Here is a 20557-nt window from a genome sequence, read left to right on the forward strand (position 1 = left end):
TGAAAGCCGCAGGACGTTGGATGACAGGAAGTGCCATGGCGCTGGCAGCGCTGTGGGTGGCCGGGCTGCTGGCCTATCAGATGCCGGGGCCGGGCTGGCTGGCGAAGGGCATTGCGGTGCTGTGGCTGCTGTTTGCGCTGTGGGCGTCGTGGCGGGTCGCGCGTGGTCGCAGCAACCGCCGCCTCGGCATGGCGTATGGCGCTGCGCTGGTGCTGGCCGGCCTGTGGTGGCTGCTGCTGACCCCACGCCAGGACCGCGTGTGGGCCGATGACGTGGCCCAGCGCCTGCATGTGGTGTCCTTCGACGGGCGCCACGTGGTGTTCGACAACGTGCGCGATTTCACCTGGCGCAGCGAAACCGACTACGACGCGCGCTGGGTGCGCCGCGAATACGACCTGGACCAGTTGCGCTCGGCCGATCTGGTGCTGTCGTACTGGATGGGCCCGGCGATCGCCCACACCCTCATCTCGTTCGGTTTCGAGGACGGTCGCCACGTGGTGTTCTCGCTGGAGATCCGCAAGGAGCGCGGCGAATCGTTTTCGGCACTGGGCGGGTTCTTCCGCAAGTTCGAGATGACCCTGGTGGCCTCGGAAGAGACCGACATCATCCGCACCCGCACCAACGCGCGTGGCGAGGATGTCTATCTGTACCGCCTGCACGGCATGGACCACGCGCAGCTGAAGGAACTGTTTGCCGCGTACATCGCGCAGGCGCGCGAACTGGATGCGAAGCCGGGCTTCTACAACACGCTCACCAGCAACTGCACCACCATCGTCTTCGACCTGGCCCGCCACATCGCGCCGCGCCTGCCGCTGGACTACCGCCTGCTGCTGTCCGGGTATCTGGCCGAGTATGCGCAGGAGGTCGGCGCACTCACCCCAGGCGTGCCTTATGCCGAGCTGCATGACAAGGGCCGCATCACCCAGCGTGCATTGGACCTGGGCAGCGGCGACCACTTCTCCACCGTGATCCGCCAGGGCGTACCTGGCACCGAGCAGGACCCGCAGTAATGACTCGACTCCTCCTGATCCGCTGGCAGCGTGCGCTGCCGGTGTTGTTCGCCGCCTTCCTGCTGCTGGGCAGCAGTGGTTGCGCGATGGTCACCGTCAAGCAGGTCAAATCCAGCGATTCGCTGGTCAACAAGCGTGCCGACGTGCTCAATACCGGCAAGCTCAGCCCCGCTGCGCGCGAGACGCTAAGCGCGGCAGGCCTGGACGAATCGCAGTGCGAGAAGGACTTCCTGGTCTGCCGCAGCACGCTGCTGATGACCGACGATCTCAATGTCGAGCAGCGGCTGTCTGCGCTGTCCGAACTGTGGGTGAAGGCCGCGCTGGCGCTGACGCCGAAGAAGACCGCAGCCGGCGATCCGCCGATGAGCGACGCAGCGCTGGACGCTTGGCTGGAAGCCGCGCGCTACGCCTATGCCTACCTGTTCTACAGCGGCCGCTCACCATCGGATCGCGCCTTCGAAGACCGGCAGACGCAGGTGCGTGACTACTACAACTACGCGGCCGAGAAGGCGGCGGTGGTGCTGTTCGTCCGCGCGCGCGCCGCTGCGTTGGCTGGCGAGGACTACACGAAGCCGATCTCGGTTGGCAGCTGGTCGCTGGCTTCCAACTACCAGCAGCTGAACCTGAAGAGCATTCCCGCGCAGCTGGTGCCGGCCGGCACGGTCAGCTTCGTCGGGCTGCGCAGTACTTATCGCCGTGATGGCTTCGGTGCCGAGCTGGTGATGGTGATGGACCCGCCGAAGCTGGTCGCACCGGTGATCGCGCCTGAGGGCCCGAAGGCGGAGACACCGCAGGATGACGAAGAGGGCGCACGCCGTGGCCGCCGTCATCAGCATGACGATTCGGTGCCCGAGTTCAGCGAGATGTCCTCGATCAACGTCACCGCGTTGCTGCGCTTCGAAGGCAGCAGCCTGGACGATGTGATGCGGACGCGCCGGGTTGAACTGGATGCCTATTCGCCGGAAGCTACCGAGCGCATCACCCTGCACGGCGAACAGGTGCCGCTGGCCGGCAATTTCACCGCGGCCTACGGCCTGTGGCTTGCCCAGAGCGGTTTCGCCCGGCAGTCACTGCGCACCCTGTTCGGCATGAGCGAGGGCATCGGCGAGCCACACATCTACCTGATGCAGCCGTGGGACCCGAACCGCCGCATCATCTTCATGCTGCACGGCCTGGCCAGCAGCCCGGAAGCCTGGGTGAACCTGGCCAACGAGATCATGGGCGACCCCGAGCTGCGCCAGCAGTTCCAGGTGTGGCAGGTCTATTACCCGACCAACGCACCGATCGCGCTGAACCGCTACGAGATCGCCAATGCGTTCAACGACACGCTGAAGCACTTCGATCCCAATGGCAGCACGCGTGCATCGAAGGACATGGTCTACATCGGCCACAGCATGGGCGGCGTGCTCGCGCGGCTGCTGGTGAGCGATTCCGGTGACGTGCTGTGGAACGACCTGCTGGCCAACTATGACCTGAAGGGCGAGCGTCTGAAGCGCGTGCAGAACAAGCTGGGGCCGTTGCTGCATTTCAAGGCACAGCCGAACGTGGAGCGTGCGATCTTCATCGCTGCGCCGCACCAGGGCACCGATATTGCCGGCAACAAGGTCGGGCGCCTGCTGGGCCGGCTGGTGCGCCTGCCACTGACCATCCTCGGCAAGTTCGAGGACGTGTTCATGGCGCTGGCGCAGGCCGAGCAGCAGGTCGATGGCACGGCCAAGCCGAAGATTCCCAACAGCATCGACAACCTCAAGGCCAGCGATCCGTTCGTCAAGGCCGCAGCGCAGCTGCCGATCGAAGCGGGACTGAAGTACCACTCGATCATCGCCCAGCGCAAGCCGGAGCTGCCGGTGGACAAGTCCGATGACGGACTGGTGCCGTACTGGAGTGCGCATCTGCCGGGTGCACAGTCGGAGAAGGTCATCATTTCCGGCCACAGCGTGCAGGAGACCCCGCAAGCGGTGCTGGAAGTGCGGCGCATCCTGCACCGGGATATCGATGACGTGGGGACGGGGACGCGGTAGTGCCAGCCGCTGGCCGGCACTCTCCGCGCACGCGGGAATCCCGTGATGGTGCCGGCCAGCGACCGGCACTGCCGAAACCCGGCGGCGCTACACCCGCCGCGCGATCACCGCAGCCAGCACCGCCAGGCCGAAGGTGATCGCCAGGCACAGCAGGTAGCCGGTGTGCGGCGCGCTTTCCACGAACAGCGCGAACAACGCACCGGAGACCGCCAGCGCGGTGGTCACCGACAGGGCCTCGCTCAGCTGCAGGGCCGACGTGTTGGCACCCTGCTCATGCGCTGCTGACAGCGAAAGCGTGAGTACCGAGAGGCTGGCGTAGATCATGCCCATGCCGAAACCGGTGACCGTCCAGCCCACCAGTGCCACCGGCAATGGCACTGCATTGAACAACACCGCAAGCGTTGCGGCGATGCCGACCGTCATCATCGCCGTGCCGACGCGCAGCAGCTGCTGGCGTGACCAGCCGCGCTGCTGGTGACCCTGCAGCCAGGAGCCAGCGAACCAACCGAGTGCGCCGAGGCTGAGCACCGCGCCGGCCCAGCTGGGCGGGAGCCCGCGTTCGCGCTGAAGCAGCAGCGGCAGGTAGGCTTCGCAGGCGAAGAATGCGGCGGCGGCGATGCCGCGCAGTGCGATCACGCTGGGCAGGCCCCTGCGCAGGATCAGCGTTCCGGCCGGCAGCAGGCGATGCACGCATAGCAGCTGCGCCAGCATCGCCACGCTGATGCAGAGCAGGGCGGTCGGACCGTGCTGCTGGCCGCCGAAGTACAGCAGCAGCGCCGCCAGCGATGCACCACTGGCCCAACGTACGACGTTGCCGCGCCCCTCGTCGTCGTTGCTGTCGGCGGAGGGTTGCATGCGCGCCAGCGCAGGCCGCAGCAACAGGGCAGCAGGGACTGCCAGCAGCGGCACCGCCAGGAACACCCAGCGCCAGCCGAGATGCTGGACGATCAGGCCGCTCAGCGCCGGGCCGACCATCGAGGGCACCACCCAGCCCGCCGAGAATGCCGCGAACACCTTCGGCCGCAGGTGCTCGGGGTAGCTGCGGCCGACCATCACGTACAGCGAGACCGAAATCGCGCCCGCACCCAGGCCCTGCAGCAGGCGCCCGGCCACCAGCATGCCCATGCGCACGGCGAAGCCGGCCAGCAGCAGGCCCAGCACGAAGCAGGCCAGGCCGTACCACAGCGGCCGTGCCGGGCCCTGGCGGTCGGCCCAGCGTCCGGCCAGGGTCATGCCGATCACGCTGGTGGCCAGTGTGCCACCGAAGGCCAGCGCATACAGGCGCAGGCCGCTGAGTGCTTCGGCCACCGTGGGCATCGCGGCCGCGACGGCCAATGCTTCGAAGGCGTGCAGCGCGACCAGCGCGACCATGCCGAGGGTGGTGGCGCGGTAGCGCGCGGACAGGATCGATGTGTCAGCCGGCAGGCGGGTGTCGGCGGGAGAGAGGGTCGGGGTCATACCGGTCTAGGGGCGGGCCGCGCTTGTCAACGGGCGGCGAAGATAGCAGCATGCCACCTCAACTATAGTTGAGGTCAAGCAATGGCATCCCAGGAACTCAGCGTTGGCGAGGTCTCGCAGCGCAGTGGCGTGGCCGTTTCCGCACTGCATTTCTACGAGCGCAAGGGGCTGATCAGCAGCCTGCGCACCTCGGGCAACCAACGCCGTTACAGCCGCGACGTGCTGCGCCGGCTGGCGGTGATCCGCGTTGCGCAGCGGGTGGGCATGCCACTGGAAGCGGTCGGCCGCGCCTTCGAGAGCCTGCCTGAAGGCCGTGCACCGACCAAGGCTGACTGGGCCAAGCTGTCCGCGCGCTGGCGCACCGAGCTGGAAGAGCGCATCCACATGCTGCAGCTGCTGCGCGATGAACTGACCGGCTGCATCGGCTGTGGCTGCCTGTCACTGCAGCATTGCCGCCTGGCCAACCCTGGCGACGTTCTCGGCGAACGCGGCGATGGCCCGATGCGCTGGGAATGAAAAAGGGGACGCGCTCCCGGTCGCGCCGGGCCATGCCCGGCGGACGAAAACGACTTGATCCCCTCCGTCCCCTTTTTCTTACCAGACCGTGATCGTCTCGCCGCTCTGGATGCCTTCCACCGCGCGCTGGAAGGCCAGCGCCGCGCGTTGCGCGCTTACCGCTTCGAAGCCCGGGAAGTAGGGGCCGTAGGCCGCCATCGATTCGATCAGTACGTTCGGGCTGACCACGTTGATGCGCAGGCCGCGCGGCAGCAGCTCCAGTGCGGCAGCGCGCACGAAGCCTTCCAGTGCGGCATTCACTGCGGTGGCGTTGACGCCGTCGCGGATCGGCTGCGCGCTGATGATGCCGCTGGTCAGGGTGATCGAGCCACCGGCATTGAGGTGGTGCTGGGCGGCCAGTGCCAGCCGCACCTGGCCCAGCAGCTTGTCCTGCAGGCCGCTGTTGAACTGTGCCGGCGTCATCTCCTGCAGCGGTCCGAAATGCACCGAGCCGGTGGTGGAGATCACCGCATCGACTGCACCGGTGCGGGCGAACAGTTCGGCGACGCTGGCGTCGTCAGTCAGGTCCACACGCAGTTCGCCACTGCGGCGGCCGGCGGCGAGAATCTGATGCTGTTGGCCGAGCTGACGGGCGACTGCCTGGCCGAGGGTGCCGCTGGCACCGACGAGGAGGATCTTCATGGCCGTTCCTTGCGTGTGGGAGTGAGCGCAGTCTGCGCCGTCACAGCGTGGTTAGGTAAGCGGCGTATGATTTGCAGATTCCTAACTCTGGATTAGCAATGGATACCCTTCGCTGCATGCAGGCCTTCGTGGCGGTAGCCGAGCGCGGCAGCTTTGCCGGCGCCGCCGAACAGCTGCAGGTGTCGGCGGTGATGGTGGGCAAGTACATCCAGCAGTTGGAAGCACATCTGGGCACCGCGTTGCTGCAACGGAACACCCGCCGCCAGCGCTTGACCGAAGCCGGCAGCGCCTACCTGGCCGGGTGCCGGCAGGTGCTGGAGCAGGTGCAGCAGGCCGAGGCCGATGTGGCCGGCCTGCAGGTACAGCCGCGTGGCCTGTTGCGGGTCAGCGCGCCCACCACCTGGGGCAGCTGCGTGCTGGCGCCGCAGCTGGCTGGCCTGCTGCGTGCGCAGCCACAGTTGAATATCGAGCTGGACCTGAGCAACCGCCGCGTGGACCTGATCGAAGATGGCTTCGACGCGGCGATCCGGGTCGGGCCGTTGCCATCGCAGGAGGTGGTGGCGCGGCCGCTGCCGCCGTATGCGATGAGCCTGTGCGCGGCGCCGTCTTACCTGCGCAGGCGCGGCACGCCGCGAACACCGGATGACCTGCAGGGGCACGACTGCCTGAGCCACCTGGCCTGGCGCGGCGGGCATGGCTGGCAGTTGGCCAACGGCGAACAGGTCGACTGGGAGGCACGGCTGAGCAGCAACGATGGCTTCGCGTTGCGCGAAGCCGCCGTGGCCGGGGCCGGGCTGGTACTGCAGCCCACCGCACTGCTGGCGGCGGAGATCGCAGCGGGACGGTTGAAGCCGCTGCTGCGCGACTACCTGCCGGAACCGCGGCCGATGCACCTGATCTACCTGCCCGATCGACGCCCGCGCCCGCGTTTGCAGTGCTTCGTGGATTTCGTCATGGCCACGTTGGGGCAGTGATCATCGGGGTAGATGGGGTCAGATCCCTTTGCCTCGGCAAAGGGATCTGACCCCAGGGGATCAATCATTCGCCGCAGACAATTCCTGTCCACGCACCTGCGCGGCGCGCAGTGCGGTGTCCACCAGTGCCTCGAAGCCGCCAGCCTGGAAGCTCTCGATCGCGGCCTGGGTAGTGCCGTTGGGTGACGTCACGCGTCGGCGCAGCTCTGCGGGGCTCTCACCGGCCTCATCCAGCATGCGCGAGGCGCCCAGCAGGGTCTGCACCACCAGCGTGCGCGCGGCGTCGGCCGGCAGGCCCTGGGCGATACCCGCCGCTTCCATCGCTTCGGCCAGCAGGAACACATAGGCCGGTCCACTGCCGGACACGGCAGTCACCGAATCCATCAGCGCCTCACTATCGATCCACACCGTGCGCCCGGCACTGGCCAGCACCTGTTCGGCCTGCGCGTGCTGCTGCGCATCCACCGATGCAGTGGCATACAGGCCGGTCACGCCGGCGCCGAGCAGAGCGGGGGTATTGGGCATTGCGCGCACCACCGGCAGGTTGCCACCCAGCCAGCGCTCCAGCTGTGCGCTGGTGATGCCGGCAGCGATCGACACCACCAGCGGCCGGTTTGCCTGGGCCAGTGCCTGCAGCGACTGGCAGACCTCACGCAGCACCTGCGGCTTCACCGCCAGCAGCCAGGTGTTGCCCTGTGCGCCGGCATCGGTGGCGTTGTCGTGTACCTGCACGCCGAAGTCGGCAGCCAGCGACTCGCGCAGCGCTGCAACCGGTTCGGCCACATGGATGTGCGCGGCGGGCACGCCCTGGCGGATCAGGCCGGCGATCAGGCTGCGGGCCATGTTGCCGCCGCCGATGAAGGTGATGGAATCAGCTGCCATGGAAGTCTCCTTGGAAAATCAGGCCGGGCGCGCGCGCGCGCCGAACAGGGCGGTGCCGATGCGCACCAGGGTGGCGCCCTCGGCGATGGCTTCGGCGTAGTCGCTGCTCATGCCCATCGACAGCGTGTCGACCTGCGCGCGCTGGGCGGCCAGCGACTGGAAGAGTGTGCGCATGCGCACGAATGCATCGCGGCGACGCTCGGCCTCGGGCCATGGCGCGGGAATCGCCATCAGGCCACGCAGGCGCAGGGTGGGTTCGGCGGCAATCGCCGCGGCCAGCCCCTCGACATCCTCCGGTGCACAGCCGTGCTTGCTGGATTCATCGTCGATGTTGACCTGGATCAGCACATTCAGCGGGCCGCGTGCGGGCGGGCGGTGGCGCGCCAGCGCCGTTACCAGCTTGGGCCGGTCCACGCTCTGCACCCAGTCGAAATGGGTGGCCACCGCCTCGGCCTTGTTCGACTGCAGGTGGCCGATCAGATGCCACTCCAGCGCCAGGTGCTGCAGCGCCTGCATCTTGGCCAGCGCTTCCTGCACATAGTTCTCGCCGAAGGCCTGCTGGCCCTGTGCGGCCAGCGCAGCCACGGCCTCGGCCGGTTGGGTCTTGGAAACGGCCAGCAGGCGCGGATCGGGCCGGCCGGCCGCCTCGGCGGCGGCATGCAGGTTGCTTAGGATCTGGGGCAGGGGAGTGGCCACGTAACGCGTTCCGTTGAATCAGGAGGCTATACTGCCGCCCGGGGAAAGATCCTTCCAGTCGAAGCCGTTATTGGGGAGTAGCCGCTCATGGATATCGCCGAACTGCTGGCGTTTTCCGTAAAGAACAAAGCGTCCGACCTGCACCTGTCTGCAGGCCTGCCGCCGATGATCCGCGTGGACGGCGACGTTCGCCGGATCAACATCCCGGCCCTGGACCACAAGCAGGTCCACGCGCTGGTGTACGACATCATGTCCGACAAGCAGCGCCGCGATTACGAGGAATTCCTCGAAGTGGACTTCTCCTTCGAGATCCCGTCGCTGGCGCGCTTCCGTGTGAACGCGTTCAACCAGAACCGTGGCGCCGGTGCGGTGTTCCGTACCATTCCGTCCGAGGTGCTCACCCTCGAAGACCTGGCCTGCCCGCCGCTGTTCCGCGAGGTGATCCAGCAACCGCAGGGCCTGATCCTGGTGACCGGCCCGACCGGCTCGGGCAAGTCGACCACGCTGGCGGCGATGATCGACTACATCAACAAGAACGAATACGGCCACATCCTCACCGTCGAGGATCCGATCGAATTCGTGCACACCTCGCAGAAGTGCCTGATCAACCAGCGCGAAGTGCACCGTGACACGCATGGCTTCAACGAAGCACTGCGCTCGGCACTGCGTGAGGACCCGGACATCATCCTGGTGGGCGAACTCCGCGACCTGGAAACCATCCGCCTGGCACTGACCGCCGCGGAAACCGGCCACCTGGTGTTCGGCACCCTGCACACCAGCTCGGCGGCCAAGACCATCGACCGCATCATCGACGTGTTCCCGGCGGGCGAAAAGCCGATGGTGCGTTCGATGCTGTCCGAGTCCCTGCGGGCGGTGATCTCGCAGGCACTGCTGAAGAAGGTCGGCGGCGGCCGTACCGCGGCGTGGGAAATCATGGTCGGCACCCCGGCCATCCGCAACCTGATCCGCGAGGACAAGGTGGCGCAGATGTACTCGGCCATCCAGACCGGCCAGCAGTACGGCATGATGACCCTGGACCAGCACCTGCAGGACCTGGTCAAGCGCAGCCTGATCACCCGCAACCAGGCCCGCGAGTACGCCAAGGACAAGCGCCTGTTCGAGTAAGGCGGGACAGCGACGGGCGGCGCGCGCAATGGCGCGGCCGCTCCGTGTTGTTTCCTCCACCGACCGTTACCTGGTAAACCGCTTTCCGGGAGCCCGCCGTGAACACCACCGCGACCACCATCGATTTCACTTCGTTCCTCAAGCTGATGGCGCACCAGCGCGCCTCTGACCTGTTCATCACTGCGGGTATGCCACCGGCGATGAAGGTCAACGGCAAGATCTCGCCGATCACGCAGACGCCACTGACGCCGCAGCAGAGCCGCGACCTGGTCCTCAACGTGATGACCCCGGCACAGCGCGAGGAATTCGAGAAGACCCACGAATGCAACTTCGCCATCGGCCTGTCCGGTGTCGGGCGCTTCCGTGTCAGCTGCTTCTACCAGCGCAACCAGGTCGGCATGGTGCTGCGTCGCATCGAGACGCGCATTCCGACCGTGGAAGAGCTGAGCCTACCGCCGATCATCAAGACGCTGGCGATGACCAAGCGCGGCATCATCCTGTTCGTCGGTGCCACCGGTACCGGTAAATCGACTTCGCTGGCGGCGATGATCGGTTACCGCAACCAGAATTCGACCGGCCACATCATCACCATCGAAGACCCGATCGAATTCGTGCACAAGCACGAGGGCTGCATCATCACCCAGCGCGAAGTCGGCATCGATACCGACAGCTGGGAAGCTGCGCTGAAGAACACCCTGCGCCAGGCGCCGGACGTGATCATGATCGGCGAGGTGCGTACCCGCGAAGGCATGGACCACGCCATCGCGTTCGCCGAAACCGGCCACCTGGTGCTGGCCACGTTGCATGCCAACAATGCCAACCAGGCGATGGACCGCATCGTCAACTTCTTCCCGGAAGACCGCCGCAACCAGCTGTTGATGGACCTGTCGCTGAACCTCAAGGGCGTGGTCGCGCAGCAGCTGGTGCCGTCGCCCGATGGCCGCTCGCGCAAGGTGGCGATGGAGATCCTGCTGGGCACGCCACTGGTACAGGACTACATCCGCGACGGCGAGATCCACAAGTTGAAGGAAGTGATGAAGGACTCGGTCCAGCTGGGCATGAAGACCTTCGACCAGAGCCTGTTCGAGCTGTACCAGGCCGGCGAGATCAGCTACGAGGACGCGCTGCGTTACGCCGATTCGCAGAACGAGGTGCGCCTGCGCATCAAGCTCAGCCAGGGCGGCGACGCGCGCACCCTGTCGCAGGGGCTGGATGGAGTGGAAATCTCCGAAATCCGCTGACCCGGCCGGCATCGGTCATGACCGGATTGATGAATTCCAGTCATGACCGACTGCGGTCCAGCCGGCTCAATCCATCGCCACCGCAGGCGTATCGTCAGCACTCCCCCTCTGGAGTACGACGATGCAGACACGTGAACTCGGCCGCAGCGGCCTGAAGGTTTCCGCCCTGGGCCTGGGTTGCATGGGCCTGACCCATGCCTACGGCCAGCCGGTTGAACCGAGCCAGGGCATCGCCCTGCTGCACGCCGCCGTCGAGCGCGGCGTGACCTTCTTCGACACCGCCGAGGTGTACGGCCCGTACACCAACGAAGACCTGCTCGGCCAGGCCTTGGCGCCCCACCGCGACAGGCTGGTGATCGCCACCAAGTTTGGTTTCAAGGACGCGCGCACCGATGCTGGCCTGGACAGCCGCCCGGAGAACATCCGTGCCGTGGCCGAAGCCAGCCTCAAGCGCCTGCGTACCGACCATATCGATCTGTTCTACCAGCACCGCGTCGACCCGAACGTGCCGATCGAGGATGTGGCCGGCACCGTGCGCGACCTGATCGCCGAGGGCAAGGTCGGCCACTTCGGCCTGTCCGAGGCCAGTGCTGCCACCGTGCGTCGCGCGCATGCCGTGCAGCCGGTCGCCGCCGTGCAGAGTGAGTATTCGCTGTGGTGGCGCGAGCCGGAGCGTGAGCTGCTGCCGACGCTGCAGGAGCTGGGCATCGGCTTCGTGCCGTTCAGCCCGCTGGGCCGCGGCTTCCTGACCGGTGCGATCAACGCCGATACCACCTTCGACGCCAACGACTTCCGCAATACCGTGCCGCGTTTCGAAGTGGAGGCGCGCCGCGCCAACCAGGCGTTGGTGGATCGCATCAGCACGATTGCGGCAGCGCGCGGTACGACGCCTGCGCAGGTCGCACTGGCCTGGCTGCTCGCGCAGGCACCGTGGATCGTGCCGATTCCGGGCACCACCAAGGTTCATCGCCTGGAAGAAAACCTGGGCGCGGCCGACCTGCAGCTGGCGCCGGAAGAACTGCAACGCATCGCGCAGGCGCTGGACGAAGTGTCGATCGTTGGCGAGCGCTACAACCCGCAGCGTGCGGCACAGGCCAAGGGTTGATCACCAGGTGGGTGCGGACCGTTGGTCCGCACTCCTCAACACCCCATCGGCCCGCGCAGCGCATCAAGCACCGTCCGCATCGCCACGGTCACGTGGCGGCGCGAAGGGTAATACGCGTAGTAACCATCGAAGTGCGGGCACCAGTCGTCCAGCACTGATTGCAGCCGTCCATCGTCCAGCATCGGCTGCACCTGGTCTTGCGGCAGCCAGGCCAATCCGCTGCCGGCCAGCGCAGCGGTGCGGGTCATGCCCATGGTGTTGAACGTCCACTGGCCGCTCACGCGCACGCTCAGTTCATTGCCGTCCTGGCCGAAATCCCACGGCATCAGCCCACCATGCGTAGGCAGCCGCAGGGTCACGCAGTTGTGCCCGGCCAGGTCGTCCGGATGCCGCGGCACCACGTGCTGGCGGAAGTAGCTGGGCGCCCCGACCACGCGCATGCGCAGCGGCGGGCTGATCGGTACGGCGATCATGTCGCGCGCCAGCCGCTCGCCCAGGCGGATGCCGATGTCGTAGCGCTCGGCCACGATGTCGGCCAACCCGTAGTCGGCCGCCAGTTCCACCTTCAAATCCGGATACTGCCGCAGCAACGGCGCCAGCCTGGGCCAGGCGATGTACTCGGCGGCGTGGCCGGTGGCATTGATGCGGATGGTGCCGGCCGGGCGTTCACGGTACTCGGCCAGCGCGGCCAGCCCGTCCTCGATCTCGGCCAGGCGCGGGGCCAGGGTATCGAGCAGGCGGGCACCGGCTTCGGTGGTCGAGACGCTGCGGGTGGTGCGGGTCAGCAGGCGCACGCCCAGGCGCTGCTCCAGTCCGCGCATGGCATGGCTGAGCGCGGACTGGGACACGCCCAGTTGGGCGGCAGCCTTGGTGAAGCTGCCCTCGCGGGCAACGTGGACAAAGGCCTGCAGATCGTTGAGATTTTCGCGGGGCATGCGGGGATGATACGGCCGGGCTGCGCCCGGCACCTGCCGAAACAACGTCAACGTCAAAAGCTGGCTTCCTGTGGAAGGCGAGGTGGCTCAGGTCGCGGGGGACGGCGCAAGTACGTCCATGTAGCCTCGGTCGCGCCATCCATGGCGCTCACGCCCCCGCAACCGGACCCACCCCGCCTTCGACAGTTTCCCGCTGCTGTCGGTGGGTGCCGACCGTTGGTCGGCACGGGATCCGGCCCCACTACGTGAGGGTGTGTCGATTTCTGCGTCTGTGGTTCGTCAAATGAATGACTTCAACAACGGGGGCTGCACATGAGCACTGGCACCAAGCCGAAAGGCCCGGCCTCGTACTTCCCCTCCATCGAGAAGACCTACGGGCAGCCGGTGGCGCACTGGTTCGGGCTGCTGGCGGGGAAGAAGGGCCTGAAACACATGGAACTGGTCAGCTTCCTGAAGAGCGAGCACGGCCTGGGCCATGGCCACGCCAACGCGCTGGTGGCGCACCATCTGGCCGGCAAGGGGTGACCGGCGGCCGGCGGAGCGGGCTGGGGCGCATTCAGCTGAACGATTTCATCTGCAACTGTCATGCAGATCGTGTCTAATACCGCTCCCCACCTGCTGTTCCCCACCCGCATGTCCCTTCCCTCCCATGGCCCCGCGCCGTGCGACGACGCTGACGGCCACCTGGTCACCGCCGGTCCGCTGACCCCGCCGCCCGACAGCGCCGGCACCACCGCCGACGACAAAGCGCTGCGTCACTCGATCGCCGAGGACGTGCAGGGCATGGTGCTGGCCACGATGGTGGCCTCGCTGGGCCTGGCCATCTTCGCCAAGGGCGGGCTGATGATCGGCGGCATGGCGGGCATGGCCTTCCTGCTGCACTACGCGATGGGCTGGAACTTCGGCCTGGTGTTCGTGCTGGTCAACCTGCCGTTCTACTGGGTGGCGCTGCGGCGCATGGGCTGGGAATTCACCCTGAAGACCTTCGCCGCGGTCACCGCCTGTGGCGTGCTGACCGACCTGCTGCCGCGCTGGATCGACTTCTCGCACATCAACCCGCTGTACTCGGCGATTGTCGGCGGTGCGTTGTCCGGCCTGGGCATCCTGTTCTTCATCCGCCACCGTGCAAGCCTTGGCGGCATCGGCATCCTGGCGGTGTACCTGCAGCGCACCCGTGGCTGGAGCGCGGGCAAGGTGCAGATGTCCTACGACGCGTGCCTGATGGTGGCCGCGTTCTTCGTGTTGTCGCCGTCGAAGGTGCTGTATTCGGCCATCGGCGCGGTGGTGCTCAGCCTGGTGCTGATGTTCAACCACCGCCCCGGCCGCTACATGGGCGTGTGACGTTCAACGGTGTTGCCGGCCAGCGGCCGGCACTACCGGAACCCAGGCATGGCAGCGCCGGGCCATGCCCGGCGGATATCCATCAGCGGGCGGCAGCCTTCAACCACGGCGGCGACAGCATCAGCAGCCGCGCATGCACCGGGCAATCCTCGGCGTGCGCACCGGGCAGGTAGCCCAGGCTCATCAGGAATTCGCCGGTGATCTCGCCGCCGGTGAAGCGGAACGTCTTCTTGAACAGCTTCACCCAGTCGGCCTTGCTGCGCGGGTGGTGCGCATCCAGCCACGCCGCGAAGCTGCCATGGCTGGCCCGCAACTGCTGGATCACCTGCGCGTTGTGGATCGCCGCCCGTACCTTCAGCCGGTTGCGGATGATGCCTGCGTCCGACAGCAGGCGCTCGATGTCCTGCTCGGCATACGCCGCCACGCGGTCGACATCGAAGCCGTCGTAGGCCGCGCGGAAGCCCTCGCGCTTCTTCAGGATCGTTTCCCAGCTCAGGCCGGCCTGGTTGATTTCCAGCACCAGCCGCTCGAACAGCTCGCGCTCGTCACGCTGCGGGAAGCCGTACTCGTTGGCGTGGTAATAGTCGTGCACCGGATGGCCCGGGGCGATGAGGCAGTAGCCGCTCATGGGGAAGGCTCGTTGGAATCGGATTCGGATTCGGGATCGATGGCCACCGCAGGGTGCCCGCCGATGGACAGCATCGGCCAGCGCGGTGGAATGAGCGTGAGTCTGCCGTCACGCAGGGCCTGGTTGATCGTCTCGGCCTGGCCGCTGACGGTGCCGAACAGCGCACCGGCCCGGCGCCACTGGGAATCCTTGCCACGTGCGTACAGCACGCAGTCCGGTCCACGGTGGGTGTTCAGCTCGCACAGCAGCACCTCGCCGGTACCATCGCCGTCCAGGTCGCGATGCACGATCAGGCAGTCGCGCTCGCTCTGGGCGCAGGATTCGCCATTGATCGATCGGGTGGCCAGAGCTTTCCACCAGTCGTCCGGTGGAGAACTGGATCCCTTGGCCAGCTTCAGCGCGCGCTGCAGGGCGGCGACGTCCTGCGGCCCCTTGTCGAGGCGGTGGCCGTCGTCCCAGCGTGAGGTGCGTGCCAGTGCAGCAGCGATCACCTGTGGCGCGTTGGCATCGGCGGTGATGGCCGGATCGCGCTGCAGTTCGCGCAGCGCCCGCACGCCACGGCGCCCCAGATCGAAGCGCAGCACGTTGACGTCGCTGCTGGTGATCGCCGGCGGATCCGCACGCAGGCGCGCCAGCTGGCTGGACAGGGTCAGCCGCACCGGATCCAGCAGCGGCGAGTTGCCCAGCAGTGCCAGTGCCAGCACCGCCCAGCACATCCAGCGGTTGACCGGCTCCAGCATCTGCAGCCAGCGGCGCTGCCGGCGCAGCACCGCCAGCGCGTAGCCCACGGCATAGCCGGCCGTGGCCAATGCGACGAGCACCGCCCAGAAGCGATCCAGGGTCCAGCCGTACTGCGCCACGCGCAGGCCCAATGCATACAGTGCCAGCGCGGCGTAAACCGGCAGTGTCAGCAGGCTGGCTTCGACCAGCCTGCGCAGCACCAGAGGGTAGGAGACACTGTCTTCCCCCTGCTGGTAGACCGCATTGGTGAACGTCACCAGCAGCAGCGACACCACCACCAGCAGGCTGGCGGCCGAACGGGTCTTCCACAGCGGTTCCAGCCCGGTAAGCGGCAGGCTCAGCACGAACAATACGGCGATGAACGACAGCAGCGGCAGCAGCCCGCGGCAGATCGCGAACAGCACCTGGCGGGTGATCTGGATCGCACGGTGCTGGGTGCGCCCGATCAGCACGCCGAACCCGGCCAGGCTGCCGGTGGCCAGTGCGATGAAAGCGTCCTGCCGGAACAGGTCGCGGAAGACATTCACGTCCAGCAGTTGGAACAGCGCTGCCCACAGCCACAGCAGCAGCCAGGTCAGCCCGGTGAACAGCGCCGCCAAAGCGAGGGTCAAACCGTTCTGCCAGGCGCGCTCGAACAACTCGGGGTAGCTGGCGCGCCAGTGCCCATGCTGCAGCTGGAACTGCCACCAGGGCAGTGCCACGAACACCGCCACGCCCATGCCCAGGGTCAACGGAAACTGCAGCGCGCCCGACTCCAGTGCGGTCTCGCCATTGAGGTTCCAGCCGATCCAGGCGGCCAGCGCCAGCACCACCGCCGAGCCGAGCACGGCCTGCAGCCACAGTCGGCGCTGGCCCAGCTCGACCAGGCTCAGCGCCACCGCGCTGGGAATGGCCAGCACCCAGGCGTACCAGCAGTAGCGCCAGCCGATATCGCGGAATGGCCAGGCATCGGACAGCTCCTGCGCGGCATACAGCATCAGGCCCTGCAGCAGGGCAAGCAGGACGATGGCGCTGCGTGCCGGCAGGGTCAGGGGCGAAGAAGACGGCATCAATGACCTTCCGTGGCAAAGCACCATCCTAGCCCATCGTGGTTCGGCGCCATCGCGCGACCATCCCGCCCCCAGCAGGTAGAATGGGCCCATGCCTGTAATGCCGACCTCCCTTGCCGATCACCTGCTCGTCGCGCTGCCGTCGCTGCTCGACGCGACCTTTGCCCGCAGCGTCGCGCTGATCTGCCAGCACGACGAGAACGGGGCGATGGGCGTGCTGGTCAACCAGCCTTCCGAATACACGCTGGGTGAAGTGCTCGCGCAGATGGACATCACCACCGGTGATGGCGACCTGCAGGCGCGCATGGTGCTCAATGGCGGCCCGGTGCATCCCGAGCGCGGCTTCGTCATCCATGACGACGCGCGCGCGTGGGATTCCAGCCTGACCGTGGGCCACGGCCTGTACCTGACCACCTCGCGCGACATCCTCGAAGCGATGGCGCGCGGCGAAGGCCCGGCCAATGCGGTGGTCACCCTCGGCTGTGCCGGTTGGGGCGCAGGGCAGCTGGAAAGCGAGCTGTCCGAGAACAGCTGGCTGACCGTGCCGGCCGATGCCGAGCTGGTGTTCCAGCTGCCGCTGGAGCAGCGCTGGCAGGGTGCGGCTTCGCGTATCGGTGTCGACCTGTTCCGGCTGACTGACTACAGCGGCCATGTCTGAGCCCATCACGCCCGCACCGGATTCTGCTGCCCCGGCCATCCGTCGTGACGGCACGGTCCTGGGTTTTGATGTCGGCTCGCGGCGGATCGGCGTGGCCATCGGCAGTGCCTTTGCCGCGCATGCGCGCGCGGTGGCGGTGGTCGATGTGCACGGCAACGGCCCGGACTGGACCGCGATCGAACGCCTGCTCAAGGAATGGAAGCCCGACGGCCTGGTGGTCGGCGACCCGCTGACCCTGGACGGCCAGGACCAGCCCAACCGCAAGCGTGCGCAGGGCTTTGCCCGCCAGCTGCGGGAACGCTTCAAGCTGCCGGTGGTGATGATCGACGAGCGTTCCAGCTCGGTCGAGGCTGCCCGCCGTTTCGCCGTCGAGCGCGCCGAAGGGCGCAAGCGTCGCCGTGATGCGGCCGCCCTCGACGCCGTGGCCGCGGCGGTGATCATCGACCGCTGGCTGTCGTCCCCCGACGACGCCACCCCCATTCCCTGACTGCACGACTCCCGCCATGACTGCCCAGCAAATCGATGCCTCCGGACGCCTGCGCCACCTGCTGACCCTGGAAGGCCTGCCGCGCGAAACCCTGCTGCAGTTGCTCGACCGCGCAGGGCAGATCCGCGATGCCGCGGTCGGCCGAGTCGGCAACAAGCGCCACGTGCTGGCCGGTTCGGCGGTGTGCACGCTGTTCTTCGAGCCGTCCACGCGCACCCGCAGCTCGTTCCAACTGGCCGCGCAGCGCCTCGGGGCCGATGTGCTGAACTTCGATGCCTCGACCTCGTCCACGCGCAAGGGCGAAACCGCCTGTGACACGCTGCGCAACTTGGAAGCGATGGGCGTGCGCGGCTTCGTGGTGCGCCACCCCGATGACGGCGCCGTGGCCGCGCTGGCCGACGCCGCGGGCGAGGGCACCGCGCTGATCAATGCCGGCGACGGCCGCAGCTCGCACCCGACCCAGGGCCTGCTCGACATGCTGACCCTGCGCCAGGCCAAGGGCCCGGACTTCTCGAAGCTCAAAGTGGTGATCGTCGGCGACGTGAAGCACTCGCGCGTGGCCCGCACCGACCTGCATGCGCTGCGCACGCTGGGCGTGGGCGAGATCCGCGTATGCGGCCCGCAGTCGCTGCTGCCGGATGATGAGACCCTGAAGGGCTGCGTGGTCGGCGATGATTTCGACGCGATGCTGGAAGGCGTCGACGCGCTGATGATGCTGCGCCTGCAGCGCGAGCGCATGGAAGAAGGCCTGGTGCCGTCGCTGGAGCAGTACCACGCGCAGTACGGCCTGACCCGCGAGCGCCTGGCGCGTGCCGGCAAGGATGCGGCCGTGTTGCACCCGGGCCCGATCAACCGTGGCGTGGAAGTGACCGATGACGTGGCCGATGGCCCGCAATCGTGGGTGCTGCGCCAGGTCGCCAACGGCGTCGCGGTGCGCATGGCCGTGCTGGAAACCTTGCTGGGCTGAGCACTTTGGTGGGTGCCGACCGTTGGTCGGCACGGCTGATCTGTCCTCATCCGGCCCGGTGGGTACCGACCGTTGGTCGGCACGGCTGATCTGTCCTTATCCGACCCGGTGGGTGCCGACCGTTGGTCGGCACGGCTGATCTGTTCTCAGCCGATCCGGTGGGTGCCGACCGTTGGTCGGCACTGAACCATCAGTGCGTTGAAGTGCGGGCCTGGCCATTGAATGGTTTCGGGCCTACCTGTATTGACGTGTTGCCCGATAGAAGAGAGATACCGGCAGGCGCACGCTTGGGCCCATGAACCGCGCTCGCCTACGCCTTGGCCGCCATCCCCGGATCGGGCAATCCTACATCCTGACCACCGTCACCCAGGAACGTCGACGCTACTTCGATGATGCCACTGCGGCACAGGAGGTGATGGATGTGTTCCGTCGCATTGATGATGATGGCCTGACGCACTCACTTGCCTATGTGGTCATGCCGGACCACATCCATTGGCTTGTGGAGATCCGTGCGTTCTCGCTGGACTACATCATGCAACGCTTCAAATCGAGCAGTGCATTGCGGATCAACCGCATGCTGGGCAAGACAGGACCATTTTGGCAATCGAGCTATCACGATCACGCCATTCGTTCTGAAGAATCACTGTTTCGCCATGCGATGTAATCGTCGCCAACCCGGTCAGGGCGAACTTGGCGAGCTGCGTGGGAGAGTATCCGTATGCCTGGTGCCGATGGGAGATTGATGGGAGGTACCAAGCAATGGATTACCCCGAAGCGGAGAGATAGTGCCGACCAACGGTCGGCACCCACCAATACCCAAGCCGACCAACGGTAGGTATCCACCAACAGATGTTTCCCAGCAGAAGCCGCGGTTCAGCGCTTCTGCGCGAACAGCCATGCCCACATTGCCGGGTCCGCGTACGTGGCGTCCCAGGCATTGTGGTTGCCCTCCGGGTACTCGGTGTAGCGCACGTCGCGTGCAGCGGCGCTTTGGAAGGCGGCGTGCAGCCTGCGGTCGTCGTCCGGCGGCACCACGTCATCCAGCGCACCATGGAAGATCCAGATCGGTGTGTGCCGAAGCCGCTTGGCGATCGCGGCATACGGATCGGATTCCTGGGCCACCTGTTCGACGAACAGCGTCGGACGCACCGCGCGCGGCGCCAGCACCGCGCCGCATACCGGCACGATCGCGGCGAAGCGCCCGGGGTCATCCAGCGCGATGTTCCAGCTGCCATAGCCGCCCATCGACATCCCGGTCAGGTACTGCCGCGAGGGATCGGCACCGAACTCGGCGATGGTGGCGTCCAGGGCGGCCAGCGCAACGCGGTTGTTGCGCCCGCTCCATTCCTGGCGGCCCGGCACCTGCGGGAATACGGCCAACGCGGGGAAGTCGGCCGCGTGCCTGCGCAGGTGCGGCCCCAGCCCCGCATGGGTCTGCTTGACGCCGTCGCCGCCACGCTCGCCGGATCCGTGCAGGAACAGCACCACCGGCAGCGCGCCAGGCGTGCGCGCCGCGGTGGCCGGAATGAACACCTGGTAATAGGCGGTGCGGCCATCCACTTTCACCGCACGCGATTCGAAGCGGCCACGTGCGCTGTCCGGGTGCGAGGCGCAGCCGGCCATCATCAGGATCGCCAGCATTGGCAGCCAGCGCATCATCGTACGGACCATCGACGTTCCAGGAGCGGTGGGTTCAGCCGCATCCTAGTCCGCCGCAGGTCAACGCGGCATCTTGCGCCGCATCACTGCGGGCGCGGGAAGCTGGCAATGATGTCCAGTTGTTCCTGCGCTTCGGCATTGCCTGCCGCCGCCGCAGCCTGCACCTGCGCCATGTCCGGGTGCAGCACCACCAGCAACGGGTTTTCGCAGACCGGGCAGTCGTACTCGGTGGCGTCCTCGTCCAGCTCCATCTCCATGGCACGCGAGCTGCCCTTCCATTCGCAGGCTGGGCAGGTGTGCTGCTGGTCGCGCCAGCCGGGCTGGAAATAGTTTTCGATCGTGGTGGCCATGAGGGTCCAGTTGGAATCGGGTCAGAGCCCCGC

The 20557-nt window shown here is 67.0% G+C and carries 21 protein-coding genes and 1 pseudogene; 13 read left to right on the forward strand and 9 right to left on the reverse strand.

Annotated elements, in window-relative coordinates:
• The first annotated feature begins 35 nt into the window (after nt 1–35).
• On the forward strand, nt 36–1010 hold the full coding sequence (locus ACEPA4_RS04825) for a DUF4105 domain-containing protein (protein ID WP_065177957.1): 975 nt from the start codon (nt 36–38) through the stop codon (nt 1008–1010).
• Nucleotides 1010–3031 carry an esterase/lipase family protein gene (locus tag ACEPA4_RS04830; protein ID WP_374083011.1) on the forward strand — a complete coding sequence of 674 codons (2022 nt, stop codon included), beginning with the start codon at nt 1010–1012 and terminating at the stop codon, nt 3029–3031. The genes ACEPA4_RS04825 and ACEPA4_RS04830 overlap by 1 nt, the downstream gene beginning before the upstream one ends.
• A gap of 87 nt (nt 3032–3118) precedes the next feature.
• On the opposite strand, the gene ACEPA4_RS04835 is transcribed toward ACEPA4_RS04830, so the two are convergent.
• Nucleotides 3119–4489 (reverse strand): MFS transporter, encoded by a 1371-nt coding sequence (locus tag ACEPA4_RS04835; RefSeq protein WP_065185817.1) that lies wholly within the window; start codon nt 4487–4489, stop codon nt 3119–3121.
• Nucleotides 4490–4570: 81 nt separating this feature from the next.
• Here ACEPA4_RS04835 and soxR point away from each other — a divergent pair, with 81 nt between their 5' ends.
• Nucleotides 4571–5005, forward strand: coding sequence for a redox-sensitive transcriptional activator SoxR (gene soxR, locus ACEPA4_RS04840; RefSeq protein WP_005415534.1), 435 nt, complete (start codon nt 4571–4573; stop codon nt 5003–5005).
• Between the two features lie 78 nt (nt 5006–5083).
• Here the strand turns inward: soxR and ACEPA4_RS04845 are convergent, their stop codons facing one another.
• Nucleotides 5084–5686, reverse strand: a complete 603-nt coding sequence (locus tag ACEPA4_RS04845; RefSeq protein WP_005415535.1) for a short chain dehydrogenase — start codon at nt 5684–5686, stop codon at nt 5084–5086.
• A 98-nt stretch (nt 5687–5784) separates the two neighbouring features.
• On the opposite strand from ACEPA4_RS04845, the gene ACEPA4_RS04850 reads away from it, so the two are divergent.
• Nucleotides 5785–6660 (forward strand): LysR family transcriptional regulator, encoded by an 876-nt coding sequence (locus tag ACEPA4_RS04850; protein ID WP_095377013.1) that lies wholly within the window; start codon nt 5785–5787, stop codon nt 6658–6660.
• A 60-nt stretch (nt 6661–6720) separates the two neighbouring features.
• Here the strand turns inward: ACEPA4_RS04850 and proC are convergent, their stop codons facing one another.
• Together proC and ACEPA4_RS04860 are read right to left on the reverse strand one after the other, a co-directional pair.
• A complete protein-coding gene (proC, locus tag ACEPA4_RS04855; protein ID WP_065177953.1) occupies nt 6721–7542 on the reverse strand; it encodes a pyrroline-5-carboxylate reductase in 822 nt (273 codons plus the stop codon).
• Between the two features lie 18 nt (nt 7543–7560).
• Nucleotides 7561–8238, reverse strand: coding sequence for a YggS family pyridoxal phosphate-dependent enzyme (locus ACEPA4_RS04860; protein ID WP_262090362.1), 678 nt, complete (start codon nt 8236–8238; stop codon nt 7561–7563).
• A gap of 87 nt (nt 8239–8325) precedes the next feature.
• On the opposite strand from ACEPA4_RS04860, the gene ACEPA4_RS04865 reads away from it, so the two are divergent.
• The 3 genes from ACEPA4_RS04865 to ACEPA4_RS04875 all read left to right on the forward strand — a co-directional run bounded on the left by ACEPA4_RS04865 (nt 8326) and on the right by ACEPA4_RS04875 (nt 11709).
• Nucleotides 8326–9363, forward strand: a complete 1038-nt coding sequence (locus ACEPA4_RS04865; RefSeq protein WP_004147099.1) for a type IV pilus twitching motility protein PilT — start codon at nt 8326–8328, stop codon at nt 9361–9363.
• 98 nt (nt 9364–9461) lie between these two features.
• A complete protein-coding gene (locus ACEPA4_RS04870) occupies nt 9462–10604 on the forward strand; it encodes a PilT/PilU family type 4a pilus ATPase (protein ID WP_005415539.1) in 1143 nt (380 codons plus the stop codon).
• Nucleotides 10605–10725: 121 nt separating this feature from the next.
• The gene (locus ACEPA4_RS04875; protein WP_065185821.1) at nt 10726–11709 is read left to right on the forward strand and encodes an aldo/keto reductase; all 984 of its coding nucleotides are present in this window, start codon (nt 10726–10728) and stop codon (nt 11707–11709) included.
• 35 nt (nt 11710–11744) lie between these two features.
• Here ACEPA4_RS04875 and ACEPA4_RS04880 read toward each other — a convergent pair whose 3' ends face one another.
• A complete protein-coding gene (locus ACEPA4_RS04880; protein ID WP_065177951.1) occupies nt 11745–12644 on the reverse strand; it encodes a LysR family transcriptional regulator in 900 nt (299 codons plus the stop codon).
• A 312-nt stretch (nt 12645–12956) separates the two neighbouring features.
• On the opposite strand from ACEPA4_RS04880, the gene ACEPA4_RS04885 reads away from it, so the two are divergent.
• Both ACEPA4_RS04885 and ACEPA4_RS04890 read left to right on the forward strand, forming a co-directional pair.
• A complete protein-coding gene (locus ACEPA4_RS04885; protein WP_065185822.1) occupies nt 12957–13169 on the forward strand; it encodes a DUF4287 domain-containing protein in 213 nt (70 codons plus the stop codon).
• Between the two features lie 108 nt (nt 13170–13277).
• Nucleotides 13278–13985: a YitT family protein gene (locus ACEPA4_RS04890; protein ID WP_005415543.1), complete on the forward strand. Its 708-nt coding sequence runs from the start codon at nt 13278–13280 to the stop codon at nt 13983–13985.
• 82 nt (nt 13986–14067) lie between these two features.
• Here ACEPA4_RS04890 and ACEPA4_RS04895 read toward each other — a convergent pair whose 3' ends face one another.
• Nucleotides 14068–14613: a DNA-3-methyladenine glycosylase I gene (locus ACEPA4_RS04895; protein WP_005415544.1), complete on the reverse strand. Its 546-nt coding sequence runs from the start codon at nt 14611–14613 to the stop codon at nt 14068–14070.
• Nucleotides 14610–16403 (reverse strand): DUF4153 domain-containing protein, encoded by a 1794-nt coding sequence (locus ACEPA4_RS04900; protein WP_065185823.1) that lies wholly within the window; start codon nt 16401–16403, stop codon nt 14610–14612. The genes ACEPA4_RS04895 and ACEPA4_RS04900 overlap by 4 nt, the downstream gene beginning before the upstream one ends.
• A gap of 91 nt (nt 16404–16494) precedes the next feature.
• Between ACEPA4_RS04900 and ACEPA4_RS04905 the strand changes: the two genes are divergently transcribed.
• From ACEPA4_RS04905 to ACEPA4_RS04920, 4 genes and pseudogenes are all read left to right on the forward strand, one after another.
• On the forward strand, nt 16495–17061 hold the full coding sequence (locus tag ACEPA4_RS04905; protein ID WP_049410646.1) for a YqgE/AlgH family protein: 567 nt from the start codon (nt 16495–16497) through the stop codon (nt 17059–17061).
• A complete protein-coding gene (gene ruvX / locus ACEPA4_RS04910; RefSeq protein WP_005408378.1) occupies nt 17054–17548 on the forward strand; it encodes a Holliday junction resolvase RuvX in 495 nt (164 codons plus the stop codon). Before ACEPA4_RS04905 ends, ruvX begins: the two co-directional genes overlap by 8 nt.
• 16 nt (nt 17549–17564) lie before the next feature.
• Nucleotides 17565–18515: an aspartate carbamoyltransferase catalytic subunit gene (locus ACEPA4_RS04915; RefSeq protein ID WP_049410639.1), complete on the forward strand. Its 951-nt coding sequence runs from the start codon at nt 17565–17567 to the stop codon at nt 18513–18515.
• Nucleotides 18516–18810: 295 nt separating this feature from the next.
• A pseudogene (locus ACEPA4_RS04920) lies at nt 18811–19301 on the forward strand (transposase).
• Between the two features lie 87 nt (nt 19302–19388).
• On the opposite strand, the gene ACEPA4_RS04925 reads toward ACEPA4_RS04920, so the two are convergent.
• Nucleotides 19389–20186, reverse strand: a complete 798-nt coding sequence (locus ACEPA4_RS04925) for a prolyl oligopeptidase family serine peptidase (RefSeq protein WP_065185824.1) — start codon at nt 20184–20186, stop codon at nt 19389–19391.
• Between the two features lie 71 nt (nt 20187–20257).
• Nucleotides 20258–20524 (reverse strand): hypothetical protein, encoded by a 267-nt coding sequence (locus ACEPA4_RS04930; RefSeq protein ID WP_019659457.1) that lies wholly within the window; start codon nt 20522–20524, stop codon nt 20258–20260.
• Between the last annotated feature and the right edge of the window lie 33 nt (nt 20525–20557).

The sequence above is a fragment of the Stenotrophomonas sp. P2112 genome, from assembly GCF_041897515.1.
In the GTDB taxonomy this organism is placed as follows: Bacteria; Pseudomonadota; Gammaproteobacteria; order Xanthomonadales; family Xanthomonadaceae; genus Stenotrophomonas; species Stenotrophomonas sepilia.

Excerpts from the sequence above, each read along its gene's own strand:
- ACEPA4_RS04825 (WP_065177957.1), top strand. The coding sequence starts at position 36 with ATGGCGCTGGCAGCGCTGTGGGTGGCCGGGCTGCTGGCCTATCAGATG.
- ACEPA4_RS04830 (WP_374083011.1), top strand. The coding sequence starts at position 1,010 with ATGACTCGACTCCTCCTGATCCGCTGGCAGCGTGCGCTGCCGGTGTTG.
- ACEPA4_RS04835 (WP_065185817.1), bottom strand. The coding sequence starts at position 4,489 with ATGACCCCGACCCTCTCTCCCGCCGACACCCGCCTGCCGGCTGACACA.
- soxR (WP_005415534.1), top strand. The coding sequence starts at position 4,571 with ATGGCATCCCAGGAACTCAGCGTTGGCGAGGTCTCGCAGCGCAGTGGC.
- ACEPA4_RS04845 (WP_005415535.1), bottom strand. The coding sequence starts at position 5,686 with ATGAAGATCCTCCTCGTCGGTGCCAGCGGCACCCTCGGCCAGGCAGTC.
- ACEPA4_RS04850 (WP_095377013.1), top strand. The coding sequence starts at position 5,785 with ATGGATACCCTTCGCTGCATGCAGGCCTTCGTGGCGGTAGCCGAGCGC.
- proC (WP_065177953.1), bottom strand. The coding sequence starts at position 7,542 with ATGGCAGCTGATTCCATCACCTTCATCGGCGGCGGCAACATGGCCCGC.
- ACEPA4_RS04865 (WP_004147099.1), top strand. The coding sequence starts at position 8,326 with ATGGATATCGCCGAACTGCTGGCGTTTTCCGTAAAGAACAAAGCGTCC.
- ACEPA4_RS04875 (WP_065185821.1), top strand. The coding sequence starts at position 10,726 with ATGCAGACACGTGAACTCGGCCGCAGCGGCCTGAAGGTTTCCGCCCTG.
- ACEPA4_RS04880 (WP_065177951.1), bottom strand. The coding sequence starts at position 12,644 with ATGCCCCGCGAAAATCTCAACGATCTGCAGGCCTTTGTCCACGTTGCC.
- ACEPA4_RS04885 (WP_065185822.1), top strand. The coding sequence starts at position 12,957 with ATGAGCACTGGCACCAAGCCGAAAGGCCCGGCCTCGTACTTCCCCTCC.
- ACEPA4_RS04890 (WP_005415543.1), top strand. The coding sequence starts at position 13,278 with ATGTCCCTTCCCTCCCATGGCCCCGCGCCGTGCGACGACGCTGACGGC.
- ACEPA4_RS04895 (WP_005415544.1), bottom strand. The coding sequence starts at position 14,613 with ATGAGCGGCTACTGCCTCATCGCCCCGGGCCATCCGGTGCACGACTAT.
- ACEPA4_RS04900 (WP_065185823.1), bottom strand. The coding sequence starts at position 16,403 with ATGCCGTCTTCTTCGCCCCTGACCCTGCCGGCACGCAGCGCCATCGTC.
- ACEPA4_RS04905 (WP_049410646.1), top strand. The coding sequence starts at position 16,495 with ATGCCTGTAATGCCGACCTCCCTTGCCGATCACCTGCTCGTCGCGCTG.
- ruvX (WP_005408378.1), top strand. The coding sequence starts at position 17,054 with ATGTCTGAGCCCATCACGCCCGCACCGGATTCTGCTGCCCCGGCCATC.
- ACEPA4_RS04915 (WP_049410639.1), top strand. The coding sequence starts at position 17,565 with ATGACTGCCCAGCAAATCGATGCCTCCGGACGCCTGCGCCACCTGCTG.
- ACEPA4_RS04925 (WP_065185824.1), bottom strand. The coding sequence starts at position 20,186 with ATGGTCCGTACGATGATGCGCTGGCTGCCAATGCTGGCGATCCTGATG.
- ACEPA4_RS04930 (WP_019659457.1), bottom strand. The coding sequence starts at position 20,524 with ATGGCCACCACGATCGAAAACTATTTCCAGCCCGGCTGGCGCGACCAG.